We start from the raw sequence: 19,400 nt of genomic DNA, 5'->3' as shown, positions 1-19,400 counted from the left end.
TATACGAGGATGTTCAGATGAGACAGAAACGTATATTCGCGGGCACCGATGAACACTCTCTCCAAAGCCGACATCAACACGCTGATTTCCTACCGCCACACCCTGCACGCCCATCCGGAGCTTTCGCTTGAGGAAGTCTGGACCGCAGGGTTCATCCGGGACCGGCTGGAAGCACTCGGCATCGCGGTTCACGAGAAGATCGGCGGCAACGGGCTCGTCGGCGTCATCGAAGGGGCCGCGCCCGGCCCGGCAGTGGCACTGCGCGCGGACATGGACGCCCTTGCGATCAGCGAGACGACGGGCCTCTCCTACACCTCGAAGAACCCCGGCAAAATGCATGCCTGCGGCCATGACGGACATGTCGCGATCCTGATCGGTGCAGCGACCCTCCTCGCCCGGGCGCGGGACTTTGCCGGTACCGTCTACCTCGTCTTCCAGCCGGCGGAGGAACGCTTCGGCGGCGCGCGGCTGATGATCGAGGACGGGCTGCTCGAGCGCTTTCCTTTCGAACGGATCTTCGGCCTCCACAACTGGCCCGACATGCCGGCCGGCGAAGTCCTGCTGCATGACGGGCCGGTCATGGCCGGCACATCGGAATTCGACATCACCTTCCGCGCCGAGGGTGCGCATGCCGCGATGCCCCATCTTTCCGGCGATCCGCTGCTCGCCGGCGGGCATTTTCTCACCGGCCTCCAGCAGGCCGTCGCCCGGGCGGTCGATCCCTACGAGGCGGCCGTGGCGACCGTCGGTTCGTTCCACGGCGGGCATGCCCAGAACATCATTCCACAGTCCGCGGACCTGAAGGGCACCTTGCGGGCTTTCCGGATGGAGACCCTCACCCTGCTTCGGGAGCGTACGCGCGCCATCGCCGCCTCCGCGGCAGCCACCGCATCCTGTGCCGTCGATCTTATCTTCGACGATCCCATGTGCCCGCCGGTGGCAAACACACCGGCGGAACGGGATCTCATGCGCGCGGTCGTGCATGAGGCAGGCCTTGCCGCCTATCGGGGAGACCCGCGTCCCACGATGGCCGGTGACGATTTCGGCTTCTTCCTGCTTCACCGCCCCGGCGCCTATGCCTGGATCGGCAACGGTCCGGCGGTCTTCGACGGCCGGCTGCATCAGCCGGCCTACGACTTCAACGACGCGATCATCGCCCCGGGAGCAACCCTTCTTGCTGGAACGGCGATCGCCGCGCTCGCCGACATCAGCAATTAGACAGAAAAATCCATACTAGACAATTTGGTTTTATCTCTTATAGTACCCGGCAGGAATGAAGGCCAGTCGCGGAAACGCTGCGGTGCCCCACCTCCGGCAGCCGCGGCCAGACCTTCCGGTTGCCCGTAAACAAATCCACGCCACCTGCGGCCAGCCAGGTTTCCGCCGGGCACGACATGTCGTGCCCGAACGGAGCGGGCTGCAAACCTTGATTGCCTGAAAAGGCGGGAAGCCCATGATCCAGCTCTCACGTTCCGACATCCAGAACCTCATCAGCATCGACCCCGGAACGATCGCGGCGATACGGGATGCCTACATCGCGATATCGGACGGGCGCGCGGACGTGCCGCCGGTCGGCTATCTCGGCTTTCCCGGCAAAAACGGCGACTGCCACATCAAGTACGGCTACATCGCAGGCGATCCGGTCTTCGTCGTGAAGATCGCCGCAGGCTTCTACGACAACCCGTCCAGGGGATTGCCATCGAGCAACGGCATTATCGTCGCCGTCTCGGCCGAGACCGGCCGGGTGATCGCCACACTGAACGACGAGGGCTGGCTGACCGATCTGAGAACCGGCATCGGTGGCGCCGTAGCTACCTTCGCCCTCTGCCGCGACGATGCCGAAACCTTCTCCATCGTCGGCACCGGAACGCAGGCCCGCTTTCAGGCGAGGGCCATGGCCGCCCTCGCCGGCCGGCCGATCACGATCAATGTCTGGGGTCGCTCGCGTGCCAAGGCCGAAGCCCTCCAGGCTGACCTCGCGGCGATCGGGTTGCCGGTCCAGCTGGCGGACGATCTCGAAGCCATGTGCCGCACCTCCGATGTCATCGTCACCACGACGCCCTCGGCCCATCCGCTCATCGAAGCCGACTGGATCCGGGAAGGCACGCATATCACTGCCATGGGTGCCGACGCGCCGGGCAAACAGGAGTTGGCGGTCGAGCTCGTCGCCCGCGCCAATGTGCTGGCGGTCGATCTCGCCCGTCAATGCCTGGAACACGGCGAGTTCGCCGGTGCCTTCGCCGCAGGGCTGATCAAGGCAGAGGACTGCATCGAGCTCGGCCTCATCCTTTCCGGGCGTGCACGCGGACGCCAAGCCATTTCGCAGATCACGATCGCCGATCTCACCGGGGTCGCCACCCAGGATATCGCCATGGCCAGAACCGTGCTGGAGCGGGTCGCCGGATTGGACATCCGGGCCGCGACCTGATCTTCGCCGGGCCGACCTAGAGAAACCATCACTGAAAAGGGGAATGACATGAAAATCCTAGCAATCGCATCCGTCCTTGCCGCCATCGTCGCCGGGAGCGCCGGTGCAGAGCCGCTGCGCATCGGCACCAGCGCCGACTTCCCGCCATGGGGCTATACGAATACGGCAGGCGATATCGTCGGCTTCGACCGCGAGGTCGGTGACGAGATCTGCAAGCGCATCGGCGCAGACTGCGCCTGGACGAACCAGTCCTTCGATGGACTCTTGGCAAGCCTTCAGGTCGGCAAGTTCGACCTCGTGATTTCCGGCCTCTCGATCACCGCCGAGCGGGCAAAACAAGTGGATTTCTCAAAAGCCTATGCCGATGCGCCCTATCACATCGCAACCGTCAAGGGCGGCGCGCTCGCTGTCGCCAAGACGAAGGCGGAACTCGAGGCCGCGCTGGAAGGCAAGGCGATCGGCGTGCAGACCGGTTCGACCCACGAGGCCGTGGCCAACAAATACTTCAAGAATGCCGACGTTCGTCTCTATGAGCGCAACGAGCAGATCGCCGACGACCTGGCCGCTGGCCGCATCGATGCCGGCCTTCTCGAGCAGTCGGTTTGGGAAGAACTGATGAAGGCTCGCGAGGGCAAGCTTGAGCTTGCCGGCCCGATGCTGACCAGCGCCGACTATTCCGAATTCGGCAACGGGCAGGGCATCGCCCTGAAGCAGGGCCGGGAGGAGCTGAAAGCCCGTGTCGACAAGGCCATCGTCGACATGATCTCCGATGGAACGATCGGGAAGATCTCGACCAAATTCTTCGGCTACGATCTTTCCTTCAAGGGCTAACAGCGGACAGGGCCATGCCTCGCGCCAGATGCGGCGCATGGCCCCCAGGGTCGACCCATGTCTCTCATCCTCGCTTATCTTCCACATTTGCTGGAAGGGTTGCTCGTCACGCTCGAAGTGGCTTTCGGAAGTTTTGCCATCGGCCTTGTGATTGCCGTTGCGGCGGTGTTCGGTGCCGAGTTCGGCAATGCGCCGGTGCGCTGGTGTGTCTCCACCTATGTCACCGTCATCCGCGGCCTTCCGGAGCTGCTCGTCATCTTCCTCGTCTTCTACGGCGGCACGGTTCTCCTCAGCAGGATGTTCGGCGCCTATGTCGAGGTGGATGCGCTGACCGCCGGTATCTGTGCACTTTCCTTCGTTTCCGGCGCCTATCTCACAGAGATTCTGCGCGGCGCGCTCCACACGATCCCGCCCGGCCAGGCGGAAGCGGCCAAGAGCCTCGGCCTTGGCGCCGGCGCAACATTTCGGCATGTCATCCTGCCGCAGATGTTCGCCTATGCCCTGCCCGGTCTCGGCAACCAATGGCTCATCATTCTCAAGGAAAGCGCGCTGGTTTCGATCGTCGGGCTTGAGGAGCTGATGCGCAAGGGCGTCGTGGCGGCAGGCGCGACGCAATCGCCCATGACCTTCTACCTCATCGTCGCCGGCCTCTATGTGGCCATCACCAGCGTCTCTATGGCGATCTTCGCCTATGGCAATCGACGCCTGACGGTCGGACGGTGAGCACCATGTCCTCCGAGATCCTCCTGCAGTCCATCCCCATCGTCTATGCCGGCCTGAAGCTGACGCTGATCGTTACCCTGGCCAGTTTCCTACTCGGCCAGATCCTCGCCCTGCCGCTCGGGCTGGGGCTAACAGCGAGGTCCCCGCTGCTGCGCTGGCCGGCAACGATCTACACGTTCCTCGTGCGCGGCAGCCCCCTCCTCGTTCAGCTCTTCATCCTCTACTACGGCCTCGCCCAGTTCGATGCGGTGCGCGCCAGCGTGATCTGGCCGATCATCCGCGAGCCCGTGAACTGCGCCATCATCGCCATCGGCCTCAATTCCGCAGCCTATGTCGCCGTGATCGTCGCCGGCGGCCTGAGGCGGCTTCCACCCGGCCAGGCGGAGGCCTCCATCTCGCTCGGTCTCTCAGGCTTCAGCCGCATGCGCGATGTGCTCCTGCCGCAGGTCTACCGGGCGATCCTGCCTTCGATCGGCAACGAACTGATCCTTGTGCTGAAGGCCAGCTCGCTGGCGAGCGCCGTCACGGTCATGGAAATGTCGGGAGCGGCACGCGCCTTCACGGCGAAAACCTACGCACCCTTCGAGGTCTTCATCGTCGCCGGCATCCTCTATCTCGCGATCGGTTTCCTGTTCGGCGTCGCCTTCCGCTTTCTCGAACGTCGCATTCCGGGAGCCGCCGCTATCGGCAGGAGCGGCCGTACGGTGCATCCGCGCTCACCCACCCTTGGGGCCTCGTCATGATCATCGCGGAAAACCTGGTCAAATCCTATGGCGCGGCGCAAGTCCTGCACGGGGTCAGCTTGAAGGTTACGGCCGGCGAGCGCATCGTCCTGTGCGGGCCTTCCGGTTCTGGCAAATCGACCTTGGTACGCTGCCTGAACGGGCTGGAGGAACGGCAGGGTGGCACCGTGGAAATCGCCGGCCACAGCCTTTCGGCCGACTGCGCCAACGTGCTGGCGCTTGCCGGCGACGTCGGTATGGTCTTCCAGCAGTTCAACCTCTTTCCACATCTGACGGTTCTGGACAACCTAACGCTCGCCATGCGGCGGGTACGCCGGACACCACGCCTGGTAGCTGAAGAAGAGGCGCTGGCCATGCTGGCGCGCATGCAGCTGACGGAAAAGGCGGGCAACTATCCACGTCAGCTCAGCGGTGGACAACAGCAGCGCGTGGCGATCGCGCGCGCCCTGTGCATGAAGCCGAAGGTCATGCTGTTCGACGAGCCCACCTCCGCCCTCGACCCGGAAATGGTCAAGGAGGTGCTCGACGTCATGACGGACCTTTCCCGCCAGGGCCTCACGATGATCGTCGTGACCCACGAAATGGGCTTCGCGCGAAGCGTGGCGGACCGCATCGTCTTCATGGACCGCGGAACGATCCTCGAAGAGGCGGATCCCGAAACGTTCTTCCATCATCCATCCCATGCCCGTACGAAGGAATTCCTTCGACAAATCGGGCCGCAACACTGACCAGCGAGGAAACCATGCAGACCATCGTCTTCGAAACCGCGGCCGCCGCCGTCCGGACAAGGGCCCGCATTCGTGACCATATCTACCAGACACCGCTCCTGCCCGCCCGCAAGGCCGGAAAGGCCGAAGGCGCGACGGTGCTCTTCAAGGCGGAGAACTTCCAGCTCACCGGATCCTTCAAGATCAGGGGTGCAATGTCGAAAATGTCCGCCCAGCCCGCGGGCGGGCGGCTGATCACCGCCTCGTCCGGCAACCACGGCATCGGTGCGGCGCATGCCTCCAAGGCGCTTTCCCGCAGCCTCACCGTCGTGCTGCCGCAGACCGTCGTGCCCGCCAAGCTGGAGAAGATCCGCTCCTACGGCGTCGAGGTCATCTTGCACGGCGAGGAGACCGGCCTTGCCGAACGGCACGCCCAGGAACGCGCTGCCTCCGAAGGGCACGCCTATGTCTCGCCGTACAACGATCCCGATATCGTCGCCGGCCAGGGCACGATCGCGCTCGAAATCCTCGAACAGTGTGCCGGCGTCGACAATGTCTTCGTCGCGATGGGCGGCGGCGGCCTGATCAGCGGCATCGGTGCGGTGCTCAAGGCCTTCAGCCCGCGCACGAAGCTCTACGGCGTCGCCGCGAGCCACTCGAAGGCGCTGGCGGCATCGATGGCGGCCGGCCGGGTGGTCGAGACCGAGCATCACGAGACGCTCGCCGATGCCGTCGCCGGCGGCATCGATCTCGATACGATCACGCTGCCTCTTTCGATGGCGACCGTGGACGAGGTCGTCGAATGCGGCGAGGACGACATCCGCGCCGCGCTGAAAACACTCGCTCTCGAGGAGAACATGATCGTCGAGGGTTCGGCCGCCCTTGCGCTTGCCGGCTTCGAAAAGGTTGCAGCCAGCCTTTCCGGCCAGACGAGCGTGATCTTGCTTTGCGGCGCGAATTTTGACCGCGATCTCATCACACAGGCGATCTACGGCCGCTGATCAGCCCGCTCGACCGCCACCACAGAGGGCGCCCCGCGGGCGCCCCTTCTGCCGTTCGGGGCTCAGGCTTTCGTGTCGCGAAGGTAGTTGTAAACCGTCGCCCGGCCCATCTGCAGGATCTTCGAGATATAGGCAGCCGCATGCTTTCCGCTGAAGGCGCCGTCTTCGGCCAGCTCGCGCACAAGCTGCTGTTTCTGCGCCCGGGTGAGGTCAGCGATCATAAGGCCCCGCTTCGTCGTCCAGCCGTGCACATATTCGTTGACCCGCTCATGCCAGTCTTCCTTGAACAGAGCAGCGGGCTTGCCTTGGTCGATGGAGACAGTGGACATGGCGCTCAGCACCTGGATCGCAGACTGGATGTGCGAAACGTCGATGTTGATACACAGGATGGCGATCGCCCGGTCATCGGGCGCGCGCAACACCGCACTCACCGATTTCAGCCGCCTTCCATCGAAATTCACCTTTTCATAAGGCCCGATCGTCCGGTCGTTCGGCTTGAAGTCGATTTCGTGCAGCAGCGACGGTTCCCCGAGATCCCGCTTCGAGAAGTTGTTGGCGATGTAGCTCACCGTCTCGCTGGAGAGATCGTGGAGAACCACCTCCGCATAGGGCTGCAGGATGAGCGCAATCGCATCGCAGACCGGATGATATGTCCTCAGCGCATCGGAGGGCATGGCGACGTCTGCGTCTTTGTCTCGTTGCGGCATTTGAGTTCTCGCTTGGCTGGCGGCCGTCCGTCGGGGGGACCGGGATCTTCCCGAAATCCTTTTGCTCACGGACTATCGCATTTCGCAATGCGCCCCACCCCTAAAAATGCCGGCATGACCCAGACGCCACCGTTTTGCGCACGAGAGGCACTGCGTTGCTGGAAGCGCCGGAAAACGCAGAAAGCTTGGCCAGATGGAATCTGCGGGCGCTTAAGCCTTTTCTTACGTTAGGTGACTATCTTCGGGCACGGAAGGTCTCTGTGGCCTTGCACAGAGGACGATGGGTATCGGATCGCATGAGCAGTACAGCGTCGCAGCGAACCAAGACAGACGATGTTCCCTACGGCAGGTCCCGTGAGGACGTCGATTTCTGGATGGGCTGCGTTGGTGCACCGATGGTCCTTGTCGAGAAGGGCACGCTGCATGTGCGCCGGGCCAATTCCAATGCCGCGGTCCTGTTCGGACTGGGGTTGGAAGCCTTCGAGAACCTGCCCATCGAAGATCTCGTCGGTCGCGAGGCGAGCATTCTCCTCTCGCAGATATGGAGCGTCGCGCCGATCGGCGTGCCGGGCGAGCCTTTCCTGATCCGGGCCATGGTGCAGGCGCAGGAACGCGTGCTGATGGTGCAGGTCACCAAGATCGCGATCGAGGGCGAACTCGTGCGCCTGTTCACCTTCACGGATGCGCCGCCGCAGGGTTCCGTCTCCCTTGCCGGCTGGCAGGAACAGATGATCTCGCTTCTGGACTGGCTGCCCTTCGGCTTCGAAATCGCCAGCAGCGACGACCAGATCCAGTTCGCCAATTCGACGTTCAAGGCGCTTTTCGGCTATACTCAGGACGAGATCGAAAGCATCGAGGACTGGTGGCGCCTCGTCTATCCCGATCCGCAATACCGCGAATATGCCCGCACACAATGGCATTCCTCGATCGCAGACGCCCGGCGCGAGAACCGCGAGATGACGCCCTTCGATCTCGACGTCAGGACGGCCAGCGGCGCGACGAAGCGCATCCAGTTCCGGCAAAGGACGGTCGGCAACTTCAACGTCAATCTCTACATCGACGTGACGAAGGAGCGCGCCTATGCCGAGCAGCTCAAGGTGCTTGCCAATGCCGACCCGCTGACCGGGATCCTCAACCGCCGACGCTTCTTCGAGGAAGCGGAAGAGATATTCTCCAGATCGAGCGGCGCGGCGTCCATGGGCGTGCTCATGCTGGATATCGATCATTTCAAATCGATCAACGACACGCATGGCCACCGCGCAGGCGACCTTGTTCTCATGGAGTTCGCCCGTCGCTGCCAGGAGGTCGTGCGATCGGGCGACCGTTTTGCACGGCTTGGCGGCGAGGAATTCGCGGTCTTGCTGGCAGCCGAGGAGCCGGTAGCGGCCGTGACACTGGCTGAGCGCATCCGCATGGCGATCCATGCTTCGCCCTTCGATATCGAAGGCGCCGTGATCCCAGTCAGCGTCAGCATCGGCGCCACGCTTGCGGACCCATCGGACGAACCCTTCGGCTCGGCGATCCTCAGGGCAGACAATGCACTCTATGAAGCCAAACGGACGGGCCGCAACCGTGTCGTGATGCTCGGCGCCTGATGGGCGGCTACGGCGCTGCCGGCCGTCCGCAACTGTCCGGGATCATCACACGATATGCCGATAGCTGCCGTCCGGCTCATGCAAATGCACCTGCGTTGCCGGAAGTGCCCGCAGCGCTGTCACGATCCCGTCGCCATCCATGAAGCTGAAGGCCGTGGAAAGAGCGTCGGCGGCTGCGGCAGTCGGCGCGACGACGCTGACGCTGTCATGACGGCCAGCCGAAACACCGGTTCTGGGATCGAGCAGATGGCTCGGAGAGCCCGGCCCGGCAAAGCGGAAACCGTTCGTTCCGGAGGTCGCGATCGCGCGGTTTACGAGATCGACGCGTATATCTGTCCCGGCGATACCAGCCTGCCAGGGTGTGCCGTTCTCACGCGGCCCGAGGGCGCGTACCTCACCGAGATCGGCGAGCGTATGTAACACACCGCCGGCGCGCAGGATGTCCACCGCCCGATCGGTGATATAGCCCTGTGCGACACCGTTCAGCGTCAGCCCCATGCGCGGCCTGCGAAAGGCGATACGGTTGCGGTCGAAGGCGACATGCTCGAAGCCTATGCGCGCCAATACCGCCTCGATGCTGTCGCGCGGGGGGCCGGCTGGGTCGGCGTCGGAAGTCGAGAAGTGCCGGGCATGCAGCAGCCACAAGGGCTGGACGGTGGGATCGAACATGCCGCCGCTCAGCGCCCAGACGGTATGGCTCTGTTCCAGCAGCTCTATCAGTTCTACCGGCGGATCGGCGAGCGCACCCCGGGCATTCAGCGTCGCAAGCGCGGAATCCGGCCGGTACAGGCTGAAAATGTGCTCGAGGCGATCGATCTCGACGACGACACGCCGGATCAGCCGTTCGGCTTGTGCCCGGTCGGGATGATGCAGGATCATTTCCGCCGGGGCGCCAAGGGCACGGCCGCGCCAGCGGACAGCCGCAGACCCGGCGCGAGCGCCGAGCGGGCAGAGCGCCGTGCCGGCGGCCGCGGCTGAAAGGCTTATGAAACGGCGACGGGTCGGCCTTGCACCCTTGATCATTGTTCCGCCTCCTCACGCTGCTGGTCGGCGCCGTCGTTCGCCTGACCGTCACCCAGCACATAGCCAGATGGAATATCCGGGAAGACGACCACCTCGCCGCCATGTTTTCCGGCAAAGTCGCGCGCGTCCCTTTCCCTGGAAAAGGGAATGGTCTCGGCGACACCCATGCCACCACGCTGCGTGCTGCCGATCACATAGAAGGCGGTGCGGGCGTCGATCCAGTTTTCCGCACCGGGCTGCGCCCAGCTCGCTGCAGCGCCCATATCGGACACATAGATGGCGGCGATGGCTTTCGGCTCGTCCGGCAGGAGCGTGAAGGCGACCGCATCGCGCGCCGAGGAGAACCAGATCGGCTCGGGGATCTGCGACAGGATGATCTGGCCCTTGGGGCCTTCGTGCTCGAGCACGTTCATGCCGCAATAGCGACCGATCGCCTCCTGCGTCAGGGCGAAAGGCTGCGGCGTCTCGGCCTGCTGTTCCGAACAGCCCGCGACGAGGACGAGAACGAGGGTGGCGAGGATGCGCTTCATGCCTCTCTCCTTGAAAAGACCAGCATGGCGGCAGCAAGCGGCAGCGCTACCCACAGCACGAGCGCAGCGGCAAGCACTGGCGCACTGAGCGAGGCCGCGCCGGCCATGCCGGAGATCGCCCCCGCCTCACCGCCGAGATTGAGCAGGCGATAGGCATCGGTCGGGTTGAGCAGAAGGAGGGCATTGAGCAGCCCGCCTGTGACCGTGCGCCCCTGGTCGGCGACCAGAAGGCCGAGCAGCGCCATGTCGTAGACCAGCACGAAGACGAGCCAGACACCGACGGCAATGCCGCCCGCAGTACCGCGCTCGCCGGCGAGCGTGCTGACGAGATAGCCGATGGCGATGAAGACCGCGCCGAGCAGCACCGAGGAACCGATCAGGAGCACGAAGGCCGGCCAGCCGGCGACGAGCCCGGCGCTACCGCCAAGGCCGAGCGCCAGCGCCGCCGCGCCGTAGCCGATGAATGTTGCGAAGGCGAGGATTGCCAGATGCCCGATGAACTTGCCGGCGATCACCTGGAAACGCGCCAGCGGATAGCTGAGCAGCAGGAGGAGCGTGCCCCGTTCCGCCTCCCCGACGATGGCGTCGTGCGAGATGAGGAGCGCGATAAGCGGCACGAGGAACACCGACAGGCTCGACAGACTGACGACGATCACGTCGAGCGCGCTTGCCCCGACATTGCCGGTGGGCGCGCTGCCGAGAAAGGTGAGGGTGAGCGCAAGTGTGGCCAGAAGCAGCGTGGTCGCAAGGACCCAACGATTGCGCAGGCCCTCCTGGATTTCCTTGCGCGCGATGACGAGAATGGTCCTCATTGGCCGGTCTCCCGCTGCCTGTCCTGGAAATGGGCGTAGAGTTCGTCGAGCGTCGGCGGCGTCACGTCGAGATCGGCGATGCGGGCACCGACGGCGGCGCGCAGCAGCGCCACCTTGTCCTCCGGCGCAGCCTCTATCTCCAGCATGTGGCCGTTGACCGGCCGCCAGTCCGCTTCCCCTTCAAGCCGTCTTTCTTCGCCCTCGGCAAGGCGCACACGAATGCGAGTCGGCAGCCGCGCGATGCTGCGCAGCGCATCCAGCGAACCATCCGCGATCTTGACGCCCTGCCCCATGATGACGATGTGGTCGGCCCGCCCCTCCAGCTCGCTGAGCGCATGGGAGGAAAGCAGGATCGTCGCGCCGCCTGCGCGCAGTTCGTCGAGGAAACCATAGAAATCGCGGCGGAGCGCAGGGTCGAGGCCGGTCGTCGGCTCGTCGAGCAGGAGGACCTGCGGCGCGCTGAGCAGCGCCTGCGCCAGCCCGAGCCGCTGCCGCATGCCCTTGGAATAGGTGCGCACGCGCCGGTCGGCGGCCTGTGCCAGACCGACCCGTTCGAGCAACTCGATGATCTGGCGGTGCGGCGCGCGCTTCAGCGCAGCATAGAAGGCCAGTGTCTCGCGGCCGGTCAGGGCCGGATTGAAGGACACACTTTCCGGCAGGTAGCCGAGATGCGCCCGTACGGCAGGATCAGCCGCCGGATCGCCCCCGAGCACACGAACGGTGCCGGCGGTCGGGCGGAGTAGGCCGAGCATCAGCTTGATCAGCGTCGTCTTGCCCGCACCGTTGTGGCCGACCAGCGCTACGATCTCGCCTTCGGCGAGCGAGAAGGAAACGTCGCGTACGGCCTTGAAGGCGCCGAAGGCCTTGGAAACAGCCTGGATGTCGATGCGGTGGGTCATGGCATTCACATTCCTTCGTCCGGCGGGGCCATCAGCGGGCGGCTGTCGACCACGCCGCCGGGCAGGAGCGCCGGAAACTGGTTCTGCGCCCAGCGGATAACCTGCACGGCCGGACTGTTGGTGAGGATTTTCGCCTGCGGCGCGGTCCACAGAACCCGGTCGACGAGATCGTTCGGCCGGTAAGGCGTATCGGCGATACCGTCGCCGTCGAGATCGAAGGCGGGGTTGTCGCTCCAGTAGTTGCCGCGCCCTTCCGCCGACCAGTCGAGGTAACGCGTGCCGACATACTTGACCTGATTGCGGTTGCGGATGAAGGCATTGCCGCTCATGCGGTTGCCCTCGGAACCCGCCGTGAAATGGATGCCGATCGCGCAATTCTCGAAGCGGTTGCCGGAAAAGCGGTTGCGGTTGGCATTGTAGATGAAGACGCATTTTTCCGGGCCGAGGCGCTGGTCCGCAACGTCGTGACCGGCATCGCTCTCCATGGTCACACCGTGTGTGTCGCTCTGGCGGCCGGCATTGATCCAGCGGGAAACCGGCTGCATCCGTCCCTTCACCCGGTTGCCGGAGACCGTCGAGCCCTTCGCGGTGTTGAGCAGCAGCCCGTGATCGCGATCGCCATCGGAGACATTACCAGTGATGGTCAGGCGGTCGGAATACATGATGGCGTAACCGACGGAATTGCCGGTCGAGACGTTGTCGCTGATCTCGCTTTCATTCGTATACATGTAGTGGATGGCAAAACGCAGGTCGCGCATGCGGTTGCCGGAAAAGACGTTACGACGGCTGGCATTGGTGAAGATGCCGTCACGGCCGAAGCGGATGTCGTTGCCGATCACCTTCGCCCCCGGCGCATTCCACAGGTGCACGCCGTTACCGGCCTCCGCCGAGCGCCCCTCGCGCATGCCCTCGATCCGGTTGTCGCGCACCATCGCGTCCTTGGCGCCCCGTATATAGACGCCGTAGAGATTGCCGATGATCCGATTGTTCTCGACAATCGCTCCGGTCGCGGTCTTGTCAAGGAAGACGCCGGAATCGAGCGCGCCGATATCCGTGCCGGAACCCTGGATTTCAAGCCCGCGCACTACTGCGCCGGGCGCGGTGACAGTGACGACGCTGCCCATGCCCGTACCCGAGAGCACCGCACCACCCTCGCCTTCCAGCGTCAATGCCGTGGCGATCAGCAGAGGACCGCGATGCGCACCCGCCTCCAGCCGGATCACATCCCCCGGCCGGGCGGCATCCAGAACCGCCTGCAGGCTCTCCGCGCCGGAGGGGACGGAGACGGTCTCCGCCCGCGCGAAAACGGGTGCGAGGGCGGCCGCAAGGGCCGCCACCACAATCCTCGTCATGACGGAACAGGCTGTCACGTCAGGCCGCCTGCGGCTCGACGAACATGCGACCCTTCATCTCCATGTGCATGGCATGGCAGAACCACGAGCAGTAGTACCAGTAGACGCCGGGCTTGTCGGCGATAAAGGTCACCGAAGCCGTCGCCTGCGGAGCCACCTCCATGTTGAGACCGTAGTTGATGATGGAGAAGCCGTGGCTGAGGTCTTCGACTTCGTCGATATTGGTGACGTAGACCGTCACCTCGTCGCCCTGCTTGACGGAGAAGGTCTCCAGCCCGAAGGCCGGCGCGGCGGAGGTCATGTAGACGCGCACCTTGTTGCCGTCGCGGATCACTTCGCTGTCGGCCATCAGGTCGATGCCGTCGGCGGCGGCCTGCTTCACCGCATCGGCGAAGAACGGGTCATCGCGCTTCCACACATGCACCGGATCGATCTTCGAGCGGTGGACGATGGTGGCGTCATGCGGTTCGGCGAAGGTCGGATTGTCGTGCACCAGCACCATCTCGTCGCCGGAGATATCGATGAGCTGGTCATTCTCCGGCTTCAGCGGGCCGACGTTGAGATACCGGTCCTTGGAGAACTTGTTGAGCGAGATCAACCACTTGCCGTCCGCATCCTTGGTCTGGCCCATGGAGGTGTGGTTATGGCCGGGCTGGTAGTGCACGTCGAGCTTCTGGCGGATCGGATCGACCTTTTCGCCCTTATAGGCGCGCTTGGCATCCTCGATGTTCCACTTGCAGATCTGGCTGTCGATGAAGAGCGTCGTATAGGCATTGCCCCTGCCGTCATAGGCCGTGTGCAACGGGCCGAGACCGAGCTCCGGCGCGGCGACGATCGTCTCCTTCGGCTGGATCTTGTCTTCGAACAGATCGTCGAAGGTGCGCACATCCATGACGGTCACGGTCGGCGAGAGCTTGCCGTTGGCGACGATATGGATGCCGTCAGGCGCGGTGTTCATGCCGTGCGGGCCGTTGGAGATCGGGATGTAGCGGGTGAACGGCGAGCCCTTGCGCCCGTCGAGAACCGGCACCCCGCCCATCTCGGTGAAGTCGCCGCGGGCAACCGCCTCCTCGATGCGCTTCAGGTTGAACACGACGACCCAGTCCTGCTCGGCCTCCATCATCTCGGCAAGGTTCACGCCCTCCTCCGAATTATAGCAGGTGGAGAAGGCATATTTGCCCTGGTAGTCGGCATCGACATTGTCGAGGTTGCCATCCACCATGATCTGCCAGGCGACCTTCATCGTCTCGCCGTCCACGGCCGAGAAGATCGAGCGGTAATGCGACTTGTCGTCGAGCACCTTGCCGTCGTTCGGGATCGGCACGCGATCCTCGCCGTTGCAGAAGACATAGCCGGTCTTCGGATATTTCTGGACACGCAGGCCATGGACCGTGTGCTGGTTGGGCAGCTGCACGATCTTGTCGCACTTCATCACGTCGAGGCGGATGCGGCAGACGCGGGTGTTCGCCTTGTCGTTGGCAAAGAGATAGCGGCCGTCATAGGTCCCCTCGGTGAAGGAGGGGTGCGGGTGATGCAGGTCACCGTTGAGATAGGCGGCGGCGCCCCGCTTGTTCATCAGTTCGCGATATTCCGGCAGCATGCCCTCTGTCAGGATCTTCAGGCTCTCGTTGGTCTGCCCCCAGCCGGTGGCGCTGCACCGGTTGAAGACCGGAATGCGCATCAGCTCACGCATCGAGGGAAGGCCGAGGATGCGCACCTCGCCCGTCTGGCCGGAGGAGAAGAAGACGTAATACTCGTCGAGTTCGCCCGGCTTGACCTCGTAATTGCCGCTGGCAGCGGCCTGTGCGAGCGCGGGCGCCGCGGTGATGCTGCCGAGGGCGAGCGCACCGGTTCCCACCGCCCCCGCCGCGACAGCCGTGGAACCGAGCAATTGGCGGCGGCTCAGACCTGCTTTCGTTTCATCCTGTGACATGGCACCTCTCCTTGTTCTGGTGTCACTTCGGCGATCCGGCAGCCGGATCGGGTTTCTCGATGGCGACGCCCCTGTGGGTGATGACCGGCGGAGCCGGCCCCGGCCCGCGTGTTGCGGGCGAGGACAGCCGCTCGAACTTCTCCCGCTTCAGCCGCACCTGGATCATGTGCGGACAGCGATGGTCGTCGTGGTAGAGTTCCTGGCAGTGCATGCAGTAGATGCACTCGTTGACGTTGATCTGCCCCTCGGGATGGATGGCCTGCACGGGGCATTCCTTGGCGCAGCGCTGGCAGGGAGAGCCGCATTCGGGCCAGCGCTTCAGCCATTCGAACATGCGGATGCGGCCGGGAATGGCGAGCGCGGCGCCAAGCGGGCAGAGGTAGCGGCAATAGAAGCGCTCGATAAAGAGGCCGAGCGAGAGCAGCGTCAGCGCAAAGATCACGAAGGGCCAGTCACGGGCAAACTTCAGGATGATCGCCGTCTTGAACGGCTCGACCTCGGCAAAGACCTCTGCGAGCGCGACCGAATAGAACGACAGGCCGAACAGGCCGAGGAAGAGGATGTACTTCACCGGCCACAGCCGCTCGTGCAGCCAGAACGGCACCTTGATCTGCGGCACCTTCAGCCATTGCGCGAAATTGTTGGTGAGTTCCTGCAGGGCGCCGAACGGGCAGAGCCAGCCGCAGAACGGCCCCCGCCCCCAGAAGAGGAGCCCCGCCGCTACTGTCGCCCAGAGGATGAAGATCAGCGGCGCGGAGAGGAAGAACTCCCAGTTGAAGCCGGTGATCAGCGCATTGGTGAAGGTCAGGACGTTGACGACGGAAAGCTGCGCATTGGCATACCAGCCGAGCCAGACCAGAACGAAGGCGAGATAGGAGCGCCGCACCCAGACATGCAGCACGGGACGGCGGACGAGCCAGTCCTGGAAGAAGAAGATGACGGTGAGCAGCAGCAGCGCGAAGGCCGTGATACCGATCTCAACCGTGTTCATGCGCCACATCTGCATCCAGAGCGGCTCACTCTCGTCTGCGAACGGTGCGGCAGCCTGCGGTTCGGCTTCGGTCGTGGCGACCGGCACCGGCTTCGCCTTTTCGACCGTGACGTAGCGATCCGGCAGGCTGTAGCCGAGGTCGAAGGGCAGGACGGCCTTGTCGCGCACGCTCCAGGAGCGCTGCACCAGCAATTGCAGCTCCCAGGGCGCCGTCACGTCGAAGACGAAATCCTCCGGCACGGTGAAGAGCGCAATTTCCCGGAAGGGCGGCGCGCCTTCGGCGGCGATATCGGCAAGTCGCGTGTGCCCGCGGTCGCGGAACCGAACGCCCTGCCCGTCCTGCATCAGCTCGATGCGATCGAAGATGCCGCCGCGCACATAGCCCGAGCCCTTGAACGAATAGGCCCCGTCACCGGCAACGAGAATGGCCTGCTGGCCCGGCCGCAGCTTTGCGCGAAGCCGCTCATAGCCTTCCTTGCCGAGCAGGCTGAGGCCGATTTCCGGCACGCTGGCGGGCGCGATGTAGAGCGAGATGAAGCGGTCTTCGGGGCTGCGCGTTTCGGGATGCTGCGCGGCCTTTTCCTCACCGGCGCGTGCGAAAGCCTCGCTCACCTCGCCGACGGACAGGCCGAGGCCGCGGATGGAGCCGTCGCCGACGAGTTCCTCCCAGGAACGGGCCGCGCCGGCTTCCGTCTTGAGCTTGCGGATTTCGGCCGGCGGCGCTGCACCCACCGCAACATCGCCCCCCAATCGCCCGCTGCGGATGAGCCGCACGGCCGAGCGCACGACGCTGTCCCCCATGACGAGCACCGTCACCGTCGCACCGCTGACGATGTCGACCTGGGGCGGGCGGTCCGCGCCTGCGGCGACACGGCCGATATCGCGGCCGATCAGTGTGTCGAGCGCGGCAACCACCTTCTCCTCGGGAATGCCGATGAGGACGATCGGTTCCTGGTGATGGACCAGCTTGAAGCCGCGCAGCACACCCTGCGGGTCGATGCCGGCGAGGATGTGGATCGGCTTGCCCGAATAGCCGGTCGCGCTGGTGAAATCGGAATTGAGGTAAGCGTAGCCGGCGAGAACTTCGCCTCGCCAGACCGGGGCGATCGGTGGTTCGCCTGCCGGCTCGCCGAAGCGGTCAGCACCGGGAAAAAGATCCGATGGTTGTGCTTTCGGCAGGTACTCCGCTAGCCGGGAGGCGGCCTCTGCCATCGACACGACCGGCATCGCCGCCAGCAGGGTGAACAGCACCAGCAGGACCCGTCTCAACCAGACGGCGGGACGCGTCGTTTTGCGGGATAGGGTCTGCGGGCAGTCCGTCAAGGTGTCGTATTCCGGCAAGCGAGTATCGATGCCGGCATTCTAGGCAAGATACCTGCGCGCAATTTGTTGCAGCACAAACACCGCAGCGATCCACGATGGGAGAGTGGCGCATGCAAGGGAGATGCTGCCGATGCCGCTACTCGGGAACGAGCCTTCGGGCACCGTGGAAACCATGGAAGAGCTCTTTGCGATCGCCGCGGCGATGGAGCAGGAAGCCATCGCGGGCTATGCCTCACTCGCCGATCACATGAGGAGAGAAGACCGGCCCGACCTTGCCGCGGTCTTCGAAAAGCTGGTGGAGGAGGAGAGCGGCCATCTCGGCAATGTCGGCTACTGGTCACAGCGCACGACCGGCAAGGAACCGGACCCGTCCGCGGTGCGCTGGAGCCTCGACCCGACCTTCGACGACGAAGGCGCTTCCCTTGTCGCACCGGAACTCATCAGCGCCTACCGCGTCTTCTCGATCGCCGTGCGCAACGAGGAACGTGCTTTCGCCTTCTGGACCTATCTCGCCTCCCGCAGCCCCTCCGCCCCGCTGCGCGAGGCGGCCGAACAGATGGCGCGCGAGGAACTGTCGCATATCGCGACCTTGCGGCAGGAACGGCGGCGTGCCTTCCATCTCCAGCGCGAAGCAATATCCGGAAAGGCGCAGCAGTGGACGCTCACCACCCTTGAGGAGCGCCTATCGACGCTGCTTGCCGCTAGGGCCGTCGAAGACGTGCCGGGATCAGCCGGGGCCACGCTCGCGGGCCTGTCGGCTCAGGCCAGTGCCCGCGCAAAGGCCCTTACCCACCACCCGCTGTCGCCGGCACTCGTTTCACTGGACCCGGCCGTGCTGGAAGCCCCGCGGGCTTTGAGCGAAGTCTTGCTCGACGCCTACCTCGATCTTGCCGAACGCCTTCCGGACGAAGCGGGCCGCGCCCGGGCGCAAACTTATGCCGCCCGGATCCTCGATTGCATATCTGCCCTTCGAACGGGCCGCTGAAAGAGCTGACAGGCCGAAGGACGCAGCCGGCGGGCAGAGGTCGATGGTTCGCCAACCTCGGCCCGGACAACCGTCGCCGCCACCACTCACCGAGCAGCAGCAGCGCCGGGCTTTCGCCCTCAGGCGGCAGGCGCCTCGAAACGCGGAAAGAGCACCGTGTTTTCCAGATGCATGTGCATCACGAGATCGTCGGTAAGCTTTCTCAGCCCGGTATAAAGCGCCGTCCACGAACCGCAGGCGCCCGATGGCAGGGCCATGCCGTGGGCGGCATGCTCGATATCGTGGAGAAGTCGCACGGCATCGTCGTGTTCGCGGCGCATCTGTGCGACCGGTTGGTTGATCCGCGCGGCCCCGCCCCGACGCATCATCGGGAAAACCACCTGTTCCTCGTTCATCATGTGACCTTCCAGCTCGTCGCGCAGCGCGGTCAGCGCCGCGGCAAGCCCCGAGGGCGCAGCCGGATGGTCCCCGTGGACCCGCTCGACCTTCTCGGCAAGCGGGATAAGGAAAGCCAGTTCCTGCCGATGGGTCTCGTGATAGCGGCTGAGGAGATGCTCGATGAGCGGCTCCGTCTCCTCCGGCGCATCCCGGCCGGCCGACCGTTCGAGCGCTTCCAGCCTGGCTAGCAGGTCTTCCGGCGAAAGCCCCGCCCGCTCGGCCGCGGCACGAAGCGGGATATCGCCCGCACAGCAGAAATTGATGGCCGATCGACGGAACAGATCGGCAGCGCCCGGCAGTTCCGCCGCAATCGACGTCACGGTCCGGTCAAGAGAAAGCGTTTGCATCCTGGCTCCTTTGCAAGGGTTGGCGTTTCCAG

18 protein-coding genes are annotated in these 19,400 nt (G+C 64.5%); 9 read left to right on the top strand and 9 right to left on the bottom strand.

Annotated features, from left to right (window positions below; all coding sequences use genetic code 11):
• The first annotated feature begins 48 nt into the window (after positions 1 to 48).
• The 7 genes from K0P03_RS31410 to K0P03_RS31380 all read left to right on the top strand — a co-directional run bounded on the left by K0P03_RS31410 (position 49) and on the right by K0P03_RS31380 (position 6,433).
• A complete protein-coding gene (locus tag K0P03_RS31410) occupies positions 49 to 1,218 on the top strand; it encodes an amidohydrolase (RefSeq protein ID WP_050745247.1) in 1,170 nt (389 codons plus the stop codon).
• A gap of 235 nt (positions 1,219 to 1,453) precedes the next feature.
• Entirely contained in the window at positions 1,454 to 2,428 is a 975-nt protein-coding gene (locus tag K0P03_RS31405; protein ID WP_272791689.1) for an ornithine cyclodeaminase family protein, read from the top strand.
• Positions 2,429 to 2,476: 48 nt separating this feature from the next.
• Complete coding sequence (locus K0P03_RS31400; RefSeq protein ID WP_023512837.1) at positions 2,477 to 3,259, top strand: transporter substrate-binding domain-containing protein; 783 nt, start codon at positions 2,477 to 2,479, stop codon at positions 3,257 to 3,259.
• A gap of 57 nt (positions 3,260 to 3,316) precedes the next feature.
• A complete protein-coding gene (locus K0P03_RS31395) occupies positions 3,317 to 3,982 on the top strand; it encodes an ABC transporter permease (RefSeq protein ID WP_272791688.1) in 666 nt (221 codons plus the stop codon).
• Between the two features lie 5 nt (positions 3,983 to 3,987).
• Entirely contained in the window at positions 3,988 to 4,725 is a 738-nt protein-coding gene (locus K0P03_RS31390) for an ABC transporter permease (protein ID WP_272791687.1), read from the top strand.
• Positions 4,722 to 5,453, top strand: a complete 732-nt coding sequence (locus K0P03_RS31385) for an amino acid ABC transporter ATP-binding protein (RefSeq protein ID WP_272791686.1) — start codon at positions 4,722 to 4,724, stop codon at positions 5,451 to 5,453. Before K0P03_RS31390 ends, K0P03_RS31385 begins: the two co-directional genes overlap by 4 nt.
• Positions 5,454 to 5,467: 14 nt before the next feature.
• A complete protein-coding gene (locus K0P03_RS31380) occupies positions 5,468 to 6,433 on the top strand; it encodes a threonine ammonia-lyase (RefSeq protein ID WP_272791685.1) in 966 nt (321 codons plus the stop codon).
• 62 nt (positions 6,434 to 6,495) lie between these two features.
• Here K0P03_RS31380 and K0P03_RS31375 read toward each other — a convergent pair whose 3' ends face one another.
• Positions 6,496 to 7,140 carry a helix-turn-helix transcriptional regulator gene (locus K0P03_RS31375; protein ID WP_024270091.1) on the bottom strand — a complete coding sequence of 215 codons (645 nt, stop codon included), beginning with the start codon at positions 7,138 to 7,140 and terminating at the stop codon, positions 6,496 to 6,498.
• Positions 7,141 to 7,436: 296 nt separating this feature from the next.
• Between K0P03_RS31375 and K0P03_RS31370 the strand changes: the two genes are divergently transcribed.
• Entirely contained in the window at positions 7,437 to 8,735 is a 1,299-nt protein-coding gene (locus tag K0P03_RS31370; protein ID WP_082342546.1) for a GGDEF domain-containing protein, read from the top strand.
• 45 nt (positions 8,736 to 8,780) lie between these two features.
• Here K0P03_RS31370 and K0P03_RS31365 read toward each other — a convergent pair whose 3' ends face one another.
• The 7 genes from K0P03_RS31365 to K0P03_RS31335 are packed head-to-tail and all read right to left on the bottom strand — an operon-like array spanning position 8,781 to position 17,598.
• The gene (locus tag K0P03_RS31365; RefSeq protein ID WP_272791684.1) at positions 8,781 to 9,758 is read right to left on the bottom strand and encodes an FAD:protein FMN transferase; all 978 of its coding nucleotides are present in this window, start codon (positions 9,756 to 9,758) and stop codon (positions 8,781 to 8,783) included.
• Positions 9,755 to 10,288: a nitrous oxide reductase accessory protein NosL gene (locus tag K0P03_RS31360; protein WP_050745238.1), complete on the bottom strand. Its 534-nt coding sequence runs from the start codon at positions 10,286 to 10,288 to the stop codon at positions 9,755 to 9,757. Before K0P03_RS31360 ends, K0P03_RS31365 begins: the two co-directional genes overlap by 4 nt.
• On the bottom strand, positions 10,285 to 11,100 hold the full coding sequence (locus K0P03_RS31355) for an ABC transporter permease subunit (RefSeq protein ID WP_272791683.1): 816 nt from the start codon (positions 11,098 to 11,100) through the stop codon (positions 10,285 to 10,287). The genes K0P03_RS31360 and K0P03_RS31355 overlap by 4 nt, the downstream gene beginning before the upstream one ends.
• The gene (locus K0P03_RS31350; protein ID WP_272791682.1) at positions 11,097 to 11,999 is read right to left on the bottom strand and encodes an ABC transporter ATP-binding protein; all 903 of its coding nucleotides are present in this window, start codon (positions 11,997 to 11,999) and stop codon (positions 11,097 to 11,099) included. The genes K0P03_RS31355 and K0P03_RS31350 overlap by 4 nt, the downstream gene beginning before the upstream one ends.
• Positions 12,000 to 12,004: 5 nt before the next feature.
• Positions 12,005 to 13,351, bottom strand: coding sequence for a nitrous oxide reductase family maturation protein NosD (locus tag K0P03_RS31345; protein WP_082342568.1), 1,347 nt, complete (start codon positions 13,349 to 13,351; stop codon positions 12,005 to 12,007).
• Positions 13,352 to 13,370: 19 nt separating this feature from the next.
• Complete coding sequence (nosZ, locus tag K0P03_RS31340; RefSeq protein ID WP_023515388.1) at positions 13,371 to 15,284, bottom strand: TAT-dependent nitrous-oxide reductase; 1,914 nt, start codon at positions 15,282 to 15,284, stop codon at positions 13,371 to 13,373.
• A 22-nt stretch (positions 15,285 to 15,306) separates the two neighbouring features.
• Positions 15,307 to 17,598: a 4Fe-4S binding protein gene (locus tag K0P03_RS31335; RefSeq protein ID WP_443020632.1), complete on the bottom strand. Its 2,292-nt coding sequence runs from the start codon at positions 17,596 to 17,598 to the stop codon at positions 15,307 to 15,309.
• Between the two features lie 130 nt (positions 17,599 to 17,728).
• On the opposite strand from K0P03_RS31335, the gene K0P03_RS31330 reads away from it, so the two are divergent.
• Entirely contained in the window at positions 17,729 to 18,583 is an 855-nt protein-coding gene (locus K0P03_RS31330) for a ferritin-like domain-containing protein (RefSeq protein ID WP_272791680.1), read from the top strand.
• A 119-nt stretch (positions 18,584 to 18,702) separates the two neighbouring features.
• On the opposite strand, the gene ric is transcribed toward K0P03_RS31330, so the two are convergent.
• The gene (gene ric / locus K0P03_RS31325) at positions 18,703 to 19,368 is read right to left on the bottom strand and encodes an iron-sulfur cluster repair di-iron protein (RefSeq protein WP_272791679.1); all 666 of its coding nucleotides are present in this window, start codon (positions 19,366 to 19,368) and stop codon (positions 18,703 to 18,705) included.
• Between the last annotated feature and the right edge of the window lie 32 nt (positions 19,369 to 19,400).

It is taken from the genome of Shinella sp. HY16, assembly GCF_028534175.1.
Taxonomy (GTDB): Bacteria; Pseudomonadota; Alphaproteobacteria; order Rhizobiales; family Rhizobiaceae; genus Shinella.
Note: the sequence above shows the minus strand (reverse complement) of the source record. Positions and strands in the feature narration are given on the sequence as shown.